Origin of the sequence: Psychrobacter sp. (assembly GCF_030457785.1) — a bacterium.
Classification (GTDB): domain Bacteria; phylum Pseudomonadota; class Gammaproteobacteria; order Pseudomonadales; family Moraxellaceae; genus Psychrobacter.
Genome location: NZ_JAKDUI010000050.1, coordinates 1 through 13,184 on the forward strand (window position 1 = coordinate 1; position 13,184 = coordinate 13,184).

Annotated in this window: 9 protein-coding genes; 2 read left to right on the top strand and 7 right to left on the bottom strand. The window is 47.0% G+C overall.

The annotated features are described in order from the left end of the window. Positions 1–398 precede the first annotated feature (398 nt). The gene (locus tag L0J61_RS04085; protein ID WP_301465046.1) at positions 399–1,193 is read left to right on the top strand and encodes a YdcF family protein; all 795 of its coding nucleotides are present in this window, start codon (positions 399–401) and stop codon (positions 1,191–1,193) included. 8 nt (positions 1,194–1,201) lie between these two features. Here the strand turns inward: L0J61_RS04085 and L0J61_RS04090 are convergent, their stop codons facing one another. The 7 genes from L0J61_RS04090 to rsmH form a co-directional block, all read right to left on the bottom strand. Next, a complete protein-coding gene (locus L0J61_RS04090; RefSeq protein WP_301465047.1) occupies positions 1,202–2,170 on the bottom strand; it encodes a putative RNA methyltransferase in 969 nt (322 codons plus the stop codon). A gap of 208 nt (positions 2,171–2,378) precedes the next feature. Beyond that, entirely contained in the window at positions 2,379–3,497 is a 1,119-nt protein-coding gene (gene mraY / locus L0J61_RS04095) for a phospho-N-acetylmuramoyl-pentapeptide-transferase (protein ID WP_301465048.1), read from the bottom strand. 3 nt (positions 3,498–3,500) lie between these two features. Then, entirely contained in the window at positions 3,501–4,955 is a 1,455-nt protein-coding gene (gene murF, locus L0J61_RS04100; protein ID WP_301465049.1) for a UDP-N-acetylmuramoyl-tripeptide--D-alanyl-D-alanine ligase, read from the bottom strand. Between the two features lie 88 nt (positions 4,956–5,043). Next, positions 5,044–6,777, bottom strand: a complete 1,734-nt coding sequence (locus tag L0J61_RS04105; protein WP_301465050.1) for a UDP-N-acetylmuramoyl-L-alanyl-D-glutamate--2,6-diaminopimelate ligase — start codon at positions 6,775–6,777, stop codon at positions 5,044–5,046. Between the two features lie 79 nt (positions 6,778–6,856). Continuing rightward, the gene (locus L0J61_RS04110) at positions 6,857–8,944 is read right to left on the bottom strand and encodes a penicillin-binding protein 2 (RefSeq protein ID WP_301465051.1); all 2,088 of its coding nucleotides are present in this window, start codon (positions 8,942–8,944) and stop codon (positions 6,857–6,859) included. After that, entirely contained in the window at positions 8,937–9,398 is a 462-nt protein-coding gene (locus L0J61_RS04115; RefSeq protein ID WP_301465052.1) for a cell division protein FtsL, read from the bottom strand. The genes L0J61_RS04110 and L0J61_RS04115 overlap by 8 nt, the downstream gene beginning before the upstream one ends. A 374-nt stretch (positions 9,399–9,772) precedes the next feature. Next, positions 9,773–10,765, bottom strand: coding sequence for a 16S rRNA (cytosine(1402)-N(4))-methyltransferase RsmH (gene rsmH / locus L0J61_RS04120; RefSeq protein WP_301465053.1), 993 nt, complete (start codon positions 10,763–10,765; stop codon positions 9,773–9,775). 481 nt (positions 10,766–11,246) lie between these two features. Here rsmH and gltX point away from each other — a divergent pair, with 481 nt between their 5' ends. Further along, positions 11,247–12,776, top strand: a complete 1,530-nt coding sequence (gene gltX, locus L0J61_RS04125; protein WP_301465054.1) for a glutamate--tRNA ligase — start codon at positions 11,247–11,249, stop codon at positions 12,774–12,776. The last annotated feature ends 408 nt before the right edge of the window (positions 12,777–13,184 follow it).

Below are 13,184 nucleotides of genomic sequence, written 5' to 3' on the forward strand. Positions count from 1 at the left end.
GAACAATAGAATAATTTTAATTAAATCAATTACTTAAATATATAGTTAGACTTCCTCCTTCACCGCCAATCTTATACCCGTCCTCAAAACTATCCTATTTTCCTAGCTTGTCCTCAACACTCCTATTCTCTTTAACTATTTAATAGCAAGACTTTCCGTCTATATGTATTACTACTGCTGACCGAAACATTCCTGACTCCTCTCTCATACATAGCAAATTTCCTGCTAGTGAATAGACAAAGTAGCTGTAAGTCTTATTTATCAAACTCGGTGTACTCAGCAACCATAAGCACACTATTCTTATAAAAAAAGGTTGAATGTAGCGCTCGTTGTCTCTACTCTTAAAACCACTCCCTGTCCTCTAATATAGTCTTTACCTGCACAAGCACCTCTTATCTATGTTAAAAGCCTTGCTTACTACTACTCGTGTTATTTTAACTGCTGTTGGGCTCATTGTTGTCATTGACTGCATCATTTTAATGGCGGTAGGTAAGATTAATTTTGGTTCAGTCGTGCCTTTTTTAGTGGGCATTATCTTTATTGCTCATGGAATATTTTGGCATGCCATTCGTCAGTTTTCTAGCCAACATCTTTGGCTAAATCGCCTCTGGTATGCATTATGGGCCATATTTGTGCTTTGGCTCATCAGCTTTGTCGTATTTGTCTACGCTTTACAACAGCAAATTAAGAACAGCCAACAGCCTGCACCCACGGTCGCAGCCATCATTGTGCTAGGCTCAGGCACAGTTGCAGGCAAACCCACCCCGACACTCGCCAGTCGCTTAGATACTGCCGTCCCACTTATTAAATCACAGCCAGATGCATTGGTCATTACCAGTGGTGGCGTTGGTTTTCAGCGCACACGCAGCGAGGCTGATATCATGGCAACGTACTTGCACGAGACGCATGACATCCAATTTGAGCGCGTTTTGCAAGAAGGCAAGAGTACCAGTACAGAGGAAAACCTAGCCCATAGCCAAGAAATAATAGAGGCAAAAGGACTTTCTATAACCCGTCCTATCGCGATCGTCACCAGTGATTTTCATACCATTCGTGCCGCCAGTATTGCGAGACATCAAGGTTATCAGCAGCCCATTCCTGTCGCTAGCTCTACCCCTTTATCCATTCGCTACAATGCATGGTTCCGTGAGTATTTTGCCTTTGTGAGTGGCTGGTTATTAGGAGAGTACTAAACAACGCGCTATTTATCGACGGTTTTCTGTAGGACATAGACCACAAATTTGGCTTGTGTCTGAAAAGGTGCTTCTTCACTACGGACCAATAATGCTTGGCGCTTCTCTGCTCGAGCACGATACGCATAGGGCGTCATGGTCATCAAATCAGCCAAATCTATCGCGGGTAATGTCAGATCTGTACTGACAGTATGAGAGTCAATCAGGGTGAAGTGAGGCGCTAATTCTTGTAAAAACTTATCCGAATCATGCTCTCTGACACTATCAAATAAGGCTGCACGCATCGTCGCAAGGTGTTCGACGTCAGGCTTGGCAATGAGAAGATAACCATCATCCATCAATACGTTAGCGAACGCTTCCGGCAATATTGGACTAAAAATACTGCTAACACCTGTCATGCTATGGGCGCGTAATGGCAGGTGAGCCGCACTCGTCACCAGTGGATAGACGATTGTCTTTTGAGTAGTGTCGTCTTTGTGATGCTGATACCACAGCTGTTCTGCTGCTTTGCTGACCTTCGCGAGCGCAGATACTGCAGGCTTGCTAATGTCCGCAGCTATAAGCGTATCTATCACACCAGAATCATCACTAGCGCCTATCTCCGCCATTCCTTGGGTGTAATAGCCCTCACCACAACCGATATCTAGCCAGTTAACGGTCAATCTTTTTTGCTCAGATATTGGCGCCACTATCTGCCTGTTTTTTACCAACAGTTGCATCATTTGCTGCTTAATTAAATCTCGTAAAGGCTGATAATAGCCTGCATTCAAGAACCGCTTGCGAGCATCGATAGATGCCTGACTATCACCAGGCGCTTTGGACTTTTTTTGCTGTACTGGCAGCAGATTGACATAACCTTGGCGAGCCACATCAAATGGATGATTGATTCGCTTTGGGTTTAAACTACCATCACAACGCCATGTATCGGCTGCCGGCAGAAGAGGAGATTGACAAAGGGGGCAAGTAAATAAGGACACTGGTTTCTCAAAATCATGCAAATATGGCTGATATTTTAGCAAAGTTCAGGGTTGCTCAGTGATAAACAGTGGCAAACAGTGATAAAAGACCGATAAAAACGAAAATCAGTCGCCATAAATCAAACCCAAAAAAGCCATCTCTACGAATGTGAGGTGGCTTTTTTATTCATACATATAAGAGTCATACGACTGCGATAGAGTTTACAACTTAACGTAGTTTCAGCGTCATCAAACCAAGGATCACAAGGATAATGGCAATGATCCAAAACCGTGCCACCACTTGCGTTTCTTTCCAACCAATTTCTTCAAAATGATGGTGTAACGGCGCCATACGAAAGACACGTTTTTTGCGCAGCTTATAGGAGCCAACTTGTAGCATTACGGATAACGCTTCGGCGACGAACAAACCACCCATGATGGCAAATGCAATCTCTTGACGAGTCATCACCGCAATCGTACCGAGCATCGCGCCCAAAGCAAGTGCACCCACATCACCCATAAACACCTGTGCTGGATGAGCGTTGAACCACAGAAAACCAAGACCAGCCCCAATCATCGACCCACAAACAATGATGACTTCGGAGTTATACGGAATATAAGGCACATGCAAATAATCAGCGAAACGCACGTCACCTGACACATAAGCCATCGCACCCAAACCTGCCGCTACTAGGACCACTGGTAAAATAGCCAAACCATCCAAACCATCCGTTAAATTAACAGCATTAGAAGCACCATTAATCACAAAGTAAGTAAAGATGATGAAGCCGATCCCAAAGGGTATCGCAGAAAACGGGATAATCCAGTTTTTAAAGACAGGTAACAATAAATCCTGCATATGACGTGTGGTGGCGATATCGGGTTGCAGCGTGGCGATATAGTATAACGACACCCCAACGAACAGCGCGCCCATCGATAACCAAAAGTACTTTTTGCGGGCGATCAATCCTTTGGGGTTTTTATATTTAATCTTCAGCCAGTCATCTGCCCAGCCCACGGCTCCAAAGACAATCATGACAACAAGCAAGATCCAAACATAAGGATTGTCCAGACGCGCCCAAAGTAAAGTCGAGACGCCTATCGCACTCAAAATCAGCACCCCACCCATGGTCGGTGTACCGGTTTTTGCCAAATGCGACTGCGGACCGTCATTACGAATGGCCTGACCATACTTTAGTGCACGCAAATGCCTAATCACACGCCCACCAAAAAACATACTGAACGTCAGTGCCGTGACAACGGCAAGTAGCGCTCGAAGCGTCAACGAAGAAACCGCCGAAAACGGTGTGTAATACTGGCCAAGCCAGCTAAATAACCAAACTAACACCGCCTACTCCTCGACTAGCGCATGGATAAGTGTTTCCATTTTCATGGAACGTGATCCTTTAAACAACACAGTACAAGGTTTCGCTTGTTGCTCTTGCAAAAATGGCTGTAAATATTGTAGTAAACTGTCTTTATCAGAGAAAGCATGCGCACTGATATCAGAAATCTCTTGCGCACCTGCCACAGTATAAGGGGCATATTCACCAACACACAGCAGGACATGAACACCAGTCGTCGCAATGGTACGACCCAAACCTTGATGCTCACTGACTGAGGCTTCGCCCAACTCCGCAATATCGCCCAATACCATCACTTGCGTACCTGTTTGCGCAGCCAATACTTTTGCTGCCGCTCGTACCGAATGCGGATTGGCATTATAAGTGTCATCGATAAGGCGGTGCATACCCAATATTTGACTATTTAAACGACCTTTTGCGGGGCGTGCATTTTCTAGACCGACCACGATGTCACTAACCTCAATATCAAGCGCATGCGCACAAGCAGCCGCTGCCAAAGCGTTATTGACATTGTGTTCACCAGCCAATGGTAAATTGATACTATGGACTTCTCTACCAATGTGTAACTCAAACTCACTGCGCTCTGGCTCTACATCTAAGTGACTGGCCGTAACGTCTGTGTTGCCAAAGCCAATCACACGTGAGGTGTGCTTCTCAGCGATACGGCGCAGTTGATTGGCGAAGTCATCTTTATCTGGAACGATGGCAAACTGCGCGTCCGTCAAGGTATGATAAATTTCAGCTTTGGTTTGGCAAATACCTTCACGACTACCAAACTCACCCAAGTGAGCAGTACCAATGTTTAGGATACAAGCCACGTCAGGACGGACAATCTCGGTGGTGTAAGCAATCTCACCAATATGATTGGCACCCAACTCAAGTACGGCATAGCGATGATGATCGGACAGCTCAAGCAACATCATGGGTACACCCAAATCATTGTTTAGGTTACCACGGGTAATAAGTGTTGGTGCCAATCGACCAAAAATACTGCCTAGCATTTCTTTGCAAGTGGTCTTGCCACTAGAACCAGTAATCGCAATCACGGTCAAATCTCGATGCTGCTGACGACGGTAGGCCGCCAACTGCCCGAATGCAAGACGAGTGTCACTCACGACCAATTGCGGAATGCTCGTAGAGATCGGGCGAGACACGATAGCCGCAACCGCTCCCTGCGAGGCTGCGATATTGATATAGTCGTGACCATCAAAATTTTCACCACTTAACGCCAAAAATATGTCACCAGTGCTTATCGTACGGGTATCGGTGGCGATACGATTGCTGGTTACAGCATTGTTGACCAGCTCTGTCTGTCCTGCGCTTACCTGCTCTGCTGATAGCTGCCAATGACCGTCAACTGGGGCCGTCGCGGCAAGTAGATTGTTTACTTGCCATACATAAAGCCCTTGCGACTGGATGGTATTGTCTGTGTCGGCTGTCATAGTGATTACCTTATATTATGACTACTTATTTTTTATAGTTGATAATGGCTACTTAATTACAGAAGTCATGGCAGTACAAGCCTTTGACCTATACCCGTCCTGCTTGCTCTAATGCTTGTTGCAGCACCACACTGTCATCAAAATCGTAACGAACATTATTTATTTCTTGATATGTCTCGTGACCTTTACCAGCGATGACCACGATGTCATCAGGTTCTGCCTGATTGACCGCATATTCAATCGCTGCCTGTCTCTCAGGATCGATGTGTGTGCGTGCATACTGCTCAGCACTCATCCCAACCTGCATATCTTGCAGGATAGCCTCGGGGTCTTCTGTGCGTGGATTATCTGCCGTTAAGATAACTTTATCCGCACCTGCCAGTCCTGCTTGTGCCATTAGTGGGCGTTTACCCGCATCACGATCACCACCGCAACCAAACACCGCCCATAGTTTGCCTTCACAGTGGGTTTTTAGGCTGGCGAGCACTTGGCTCAGCGCATCTGGCGTATGTGCATAATCCACAATAAAACAACCATTCGCAGATGGTACACGCTGCATACGCCCAACGGCACCTATCAGCTTCGGGACTGCATCAGCAATTTTCTCACGACTCACTCCCAAGGCCACCACTGCCGCTATAGCAGCCAATAAATTGGCGACATTGAAGCGCCCAAGTAGTGGACTGATAATATGCATTACATCAGAATCCGTACCGTCAGGCTGCCTTTCACAAGCTTCAACCTCAGCTGGCTCACCCCCAGCCTCAGTACTAGAAAAACTGGTACGCAAACCAATTTTTACGCCCTCTAAACTGGGCGTAATATCTGCCGCGACAAAAGTAGCAGGTTTCGACGCATCCAAGCTGTAAGTCCACACGACTAAATCACTGGCATGAGCCGTGTCTAACATGACCTGAGCGTGCTCATCATCAATGTTTATCACGGCATGGGTCAACGCTGGAAAGTAGGCCTTATCAAACAATCTGGCTTTTGCTGCAGCGTACTCTGCCATATCCGCGTGGTAGTCTAAATGATCGCGACTTAAGTTGGTATATATTGCTACAGATACTGGCATACCCTGCAAACGCTGCTGATCCAGACCGTGCGAGCTGGCCTCCAGTGCCAATAACTCCGCATTTTCTGTCCCCATTTGATGTAAAAACTGCTGGACAGCTAAGGCATCACCTGTGGTGTGGCTCGCCTGTACTAACGCACCAAGCCGTCCATTGCCCGCTGTGCCCATCACCGCACTGCTCATGCCAGTCAGCTGCGTCAGCTGAGCGACCAATTGACTGATTGTGGTTTTACCATTGGTGCCGGTCACTGCCGCGACCTTTGGTAACGTCACAGGATGTTGATACTGCAGATGTGCCTGAATGAGACTGCCTAAGGTGTCACGAATATGAGGGACGTATAAGACGGGGCAAGACAAGGCGTCGAGTTGCTGTTGAGCAGCGGAGGCACTAACGGCCCTCGGCGACGCGTCATCGGTACTGAGCAAGTCGGTACTAAGCAAAGTGACAGGGTCAATTTCGGAAAGGATAAAAGCAGCGTCTTTGGCAGCCTGTAACAGATAGTCACGGCTTTTTTGATAGTTGGGTGTATGACTGTTTAATAACACGAACACATCGCCTGACGCGACCTGACGGCTATCCAAGCGAAATTCTTGAAATGGAATCTCCGCGACCGAACCTTTCTGAGTCCTTGCATCTATCATCGCTGCTAATTGCCGCTTTAGCAGGCGGCTATTGCTATCATTGGCATCCATTAGCTGCTGCAGGGTGACAGTAGCACTGTTGGGCGATGATAAAGACTGATTCATGGCAAATCCTAAACGGTTAAAACTAGACGGTAAAAGCAAGTCGACTACTCACGAGCTGAACGATCAATGACTATAATCATTATGGTTCTTCGGTTTTCAGCGGCTTATCTAACGGCACATTGTACAAACGTAGCGCTTCTTTCATGACATTATGAAAGACGGGTGCAACTGTTAGACCGGCGTAAATCTGAGAGCGCGGATCTTCGATGAGCATCACACCCACCAATCTTGGGTTGGAAGCAGGTGCCATCCCAGCAAAAACGTTACGATACTGATCGGTGTAATAACCACCGTCAGGATTAATACGGCGTGATGTACCTGTTTTACCAGCGACCCGATAGCCATCAATGGCCGCTGCTTTGGCAGTACCGCCTTGTTCTGTGACGCTTTCCATCATCTGGACGATAGCCATTGCTTGCTCATGTTCCATGATACGCTTGCTGGGCTTTGGTTCGTCATCCCTGTTCAGTGTCAGTGGGTGCATGACCCCACCTGCCGCCAACGCAGAATACGCCTGCGCTACCTGAGCCAGTGTCACTTGCAGACCATAACCATAACTGACCGTCGCACGTCGGGCTGTTTCTTTTTCTTTCGGTGTCACGACCAGACCGCTGCCCTCACCTGGAAAATCCAACGGAGTTTTTGCACCAAAGCCAAATTGCTTTTGCATATTAGTGATGGCATCAGGTGGCAAGGACAAGGCGATCTTGGTCGAAGCTACGTTACTAGACTTCTGCAACAACGTGGAGAGATTAATCATACCCAGATTGTTATGATCTCGAATCGTATAGCCCCGAACACGAATGGAACCAGGGTTGGTATCGATTAATGACGTCGCTGTATATTTGCCTGAATCCAAAGCAGTCGCAACGGTAAATGGCTTCATTACCGAACCAGGCTCAAAAACATCAAGAAGCGCTCTGTTTCGTTGGTTTTCGCCTGTCATCTCATTTAGATTGTTTGAGTTAAACGACGGCCATGTCGATAATGCCAATACCTCACCGGTCTGTACATCGACCACCATGCCTGTTGACCAGCGTGCTTGTTGCCGACGACCTGCTTTTTCTAGCTCTTTATAGAGCAAGTATTGTAAGCGCGAGTCAATGGTCAACGCCAGATCCTCACCGGGGACTTCTGGTTCAACTTGCTTGATTTCTTTTAGGCTGTTTTGTCTGGCATCTTTTAACACCAAGACCTTGCCATCGTCACCAGCCAACTCTTTTTCAAACTGACGTTCGATACCAGCACGCCCTTCGTAGCCGCCATCAGGATCGTTGGCATTTTGCCCCATAAAACCAAGTAATTGCGAATTAGGTTGGGGCTGCGGATAATAACGCTGAAAGAAGTTTCTTTCGTAGACGCCAGGGAAATCAAGTGCGCTCACGCTTTGGGCAATTTCAGGGGTGACTTTGTTTAACAATGGCAGATAATGCGAGCCTGCACCAGACGGCAGAGCGGCTTTGACAGCTTCTTCATCAGTCACATCGAGGCTATCATCGATAGCGGTGACTCTTTCTAACTCAGCGACAGAGATATTGGCCGCCGCAGCAAGCCTTGTCAAATCCATATTATCTAAACGCGTTTGCATGCGTTCAATTAATTGTGGACTGTCTGGGTTGGTCAAAATAATACGGTTTAGCTCATAATACTCACGAGCATAATCATGCGGGCTGAAAGACACTGTGGCGAGCGGCGCGCTAACAGCCAACGGCAAATCGTTGCGGTCAGTGATCATCCCACGATAGGACTTTTGAGTACGCACGCTCGTGATGAGCTCATCACCTTTATCTTGATAAAACTGGGCATTGACTATCTGAATATAGTAAGCACGACCTATCAATACGAGAAAAAGAGCAAGCGCCACGCCCCAAACCAAGACAAACCGGGATTTATCTTGCTCTAATCCTCCACGAAATGAAGCGCCAGATGCTTTATTCAAAAAGCCAGATTTTCGATTTTTAACACTGGTATATGCACCTTTACTATCACCCTTTTTTAGGCGACCAAACAGCTTGGCTTTGCGCTTATTCGATGACCTGCTCTCGCCCTTACCAGACTTGGATGTGCTGGGGCGACGTAAAGGTTTGGTTACCTTTCCGCTCGCAGGTTTTTTGCTGGAGCTTTTACTGGTGTTCTTACCGCTCGATTTGGGCTTCTTATCACTCATCACCTTGCTCCACTACATCTAAATCATTGGCTGCGACTACAGCATCTGAATCTTCTGTATCATCTGACACAGCTGGCACTAAGGCCGTGGGTGCACCTGGCTGAATAATCAGTTTGTCTTTTAACGTCGGTGAATACATACCAAGCTCAGCCACTGCACGGCTGGCAATTTGCGGGGTGGCACTAAAGGTTTGCTGTTCAACGAGTAAACGTTGGTGCTCGATTTGTAGATTTCGTTCTTGTTGTTTCATATCTTGCAGGGTTTTGTAGTCCAGATGGTACTGCTGAACGCCCTCGGCTGTCTTGATACCGCTCCATACGATTGCAGCGGCTATTAGCAATAGCAAACCCACGTAGAGGTAAATTACATTAAAACGGCTCACGAGTCGCTCGCCAGCACCAGTGTTATAAGGTGTAGCAGTGCGACGGTCTGTAGGTTTGTCAGATATTGCCATGACGATCTCAAAAAACTTCAAATATAAAGGCTTGAAGCACTTAAGGTGTAAGTGCTTCAAGCATAATAGTTTTAAACAATGGCTTTAAACGCAATGGTTTTAAGCCTTCAAGCAGTGTGGAGATGTTCAATATAACATTCACCGATAGCTTCAGTGTTAGTGATTGGTGATTAATGCAGCCATCCACCATTAGCAGCAAAAAAGCAAAGCACCATCAAACGTGCAAGCATGGCACAAACAAAAAATCAGCTGCTGAGCCTAGCAGATAATATTTACAGGTTTTTAACAGCAACGTAGCCATTAGCACAGTACAGCATTATTCAGACATAGAGCAGCAGCCACATACATGATCTAGCAAAAATTCTACTTAAGCCCTATTCCTCAGTAGCAGGCACATACGCGACGTCGGTACGGGTCGCCATACGTAGCCACGCACTGCGCGCGCGTGGGTTACAACTCACCTCTGTCTTGCTAGGGCCGACACGTTTGGGCTTACCAAAGTAGCGCGGACGCTGGGGTGGCATCGGCAGGTTCTCGTCTTCAGGATGTTGACCTTTACTATGTCGTTGTAAAAACTGCTTAATACGTCGATCTTCCAGTGAATGAAAGCTAATCACTGCCAGCTGACCGCCCGGTTTTAGCATCGGTATACTTTGTGCTAAAAAGGCATCGACATCACCCAGCTCATTATTAATAAAAATCCGCATCGCCTGAAAGCTCTGGGTCGCTGGGTGCTTGCCTCGTTGCCAGTTCGGATGGGCCACTTTAATCACTTCTGCTAATTCAAGCGTGGATTCATAGCTCTCCATTTGCTTGATGGCTCGGGCAATTCGGCGACTGTGGCGCTCTTCACCGAATTCATAGAGCACATTGGCCAAGGTTTCATCGTCCACTTTGCTCAACCATTCGGCAACCGACTGCCCACGACTGGTATCCATGCGCATATCCACCGCGCCATCACGCATAAAACTAAAGCCACGACTGCCATCATCAATCTGTGGTGATGAAATACCCAAGTCTGCCATCAAACCGTCAACCTGTGTGATACCTAAAGCATCGAGGCTGTCAGTCAAGGTTGCAAAGCTTTCATGAACCACGTGCACACGGCTGTCTGCAGCAGCCAACTCACGTGCAACGGCAATGGCGGTCGGGTCTTTATCAAACACGATTAACTTGGCATCAGCCGCCAGCTGGCTCAATAAGAGCTGGCTATGACCACCACGGCCAAAAGTCGCATCGACATAGGTACCATTGAGCTGCAAGCCATGTTGGTCCGCTTGCTCGGTCTGTACTGGTAACGACTTAACACCCAGCACCGCAGCCACGGTTTCTTGCAGCAGCACAGCGTCATGAGCGAAACCCAAAATTTGACTTGGGGTACTATCAGTATCAGAAACTGAGTCAGTCGTTGAGCGCTGTGACTCCGCGTTACCAACGGTGGCAGAAGGGCCGTCTTGCAAATTTAGCGTGTTTTTTTGCTTACTTTTTGGCTTATTGTTTAATTGTGACACAAACGACTCAGTAGATGATGACCATGTTGGTCAGTGGTAGTGAAAATCAGATAAAAATAAACAAGTTATGCCTTGCCTAGCGCTATTATCGCAAGGATACGCTGCTAGTCAAGCACTGCACAGGGTTTTCATTAAAAATATCGCAGCTGTCTGTTATACTAGCGCCATATTTTACGCTATTTTTTGACAGCGGTAGCCATTCTTTCGTCGATATTTACATCGCGATATGTACGTCGCGATATTTACATCGCCATATTTCCAGTCACATAATTTGTGGCCGTTTTTGTTTTTTGCCGACAATTACTTATCACCGATAACAACACTTTTGAGATTCCTAATTATGCAAACATCGACCACGGGCAGCAATCGCCCTATTCGTACACGTATCGCTCCTTCGCCTACTGGCTTTCCACACGTCGGTACTGCTTATATCGCGCTGTTTAATTTGGCTTTTGCCAAAGCCCATGGCGGCGAGTTTATCTTACGTATCGAAGATACTGACCAAACACGCTCGACTGAACAGTCCGAAAAAATGATTTTGGACGCTCTCCGCTGGGTCGGTCTAGACTGGAGCGAGGGTCCAGATATCGGTGGCCCACACGCTCCTTATCGTCAAAGCGAGCGCAGTGATATTTATAAACAGCACGCAGAGCAACTGCTAGACAGTGGTCACGCATTCCGTTGTTTTTGCACCAGTGCAGAGCTAGATGCCATGCGTGCGGCACAAATGGCCAATGGCGAAACCCCGCGTTACGATGGCCGTTATGCCAATTTATCACGCGAAGAGTCCGATAAACTGGTCGCTGAAGGTAAGCCGTACGTGATTCGTATGCGTGTGCCCACCGAAGGCATTTGCCAAGTGCAAGACATGCTGCGTGGCACCGTTGAGATTCCTTGGGAACAGGTCGATATGCAAGTACTGTTAAAGACCGACGGTATGCCCACCTACCATCTGGCCAACGTCGTCGATGATCACTTGATGGAAATCACTCATGTCATGCGTGGCGAAGAATGGCTAAACTCTGCGCCTAAGCATCAACTGCTATATGAGTACTTTGGTTGGGAAATGCCGACGCTGTGCCACATGCCACTGCTGCGTAATCCAGATAAATCAAAACTATCTAAGCGCAAAAACCCAACCTCTATCACCTACTATCGTGATGCAGGCGTATTGCCTGAAGCCTTGCTCAATTATCTCGGTCGTATGGGCTACTCCATGCCTGACGAAGCAGAGCAGTTTACCTTAGAAGAAATGATTGCCAGTTTCGATATTCAGCGTGTATCGCTTGGTGGTCCTATTTTCGATATCGAAAAACTCAATTGGCTCAATGCCGAATGGCTACGTGGTCTCACGCCTGAACAGCTCAAAAACAAGATTCTTGACTGGGCAAGTGACAGCGACAAGCTCACGGCGATTGCCGCAGCGATTCAGCCACGTATCGAGCTACTTTCTGATGCAGTGAACTGGGGTGGCTTTTACTTCCAAAACTTACCCGATATCACTGCAGAGAGCTTTACCCATAAGACACTGACGCCAGAACAGATCATTGAGACGCTGCAATTCGCGCTTTGGCAGCTAGAAATCCTACCAACGTGGTCAGAAGAAAATATCTACGCCACGCTAAAAGGACTTGCCGCCCATCTTGATATTAAGATGCGCGACTTCATGGCGCCGTTCTTTATCGCTATCGCTGGTAGCACCTCATCGACGCCAGTGATGAACTCGATGGCAATTATCGGCGCTGATATGACCCTGACACGCTTGCGTCATGCGGTTGATGTGCTCGGCGGCCTCGGTAAAAAGAAACTGAAAAAGCTTGAGAAACAAGCAGCCGAATTTCCCGATTTTTTGTCAGCCACTGAATAGTTTAAAAGCTGAATAGCTTATCTGCTGAATCATCAGTAAGCTAAACTTGTCGTGTTTAAAAGGGTCAGACCAGTTCTGACCCTTTTTCGTTCTTAATCAGTCTTACCACTCTCATACAATCAAACTTCTTAATTGGAGTAAACATAGCCGCCAAAACCGTCACGATAGAAAGCAAAGATTAGGTCTTTAGCACCCCAAAGTAAGCCCCGAAATATTACGATGCCATCGAAAATCGCAACGCGACCAAGTCTAACGATGTTCAGACACAGCCTATAAAAGCCTCAAAGCCACTCATAAAATCACTCATAAAATCACTCATAAAATCAATCTGATAGAAAACGTGAATGCTATGGTATGAACTACCCACTACCTTAGAGGTAGGGGTTTCTTAGGTAATGCTCATACTTG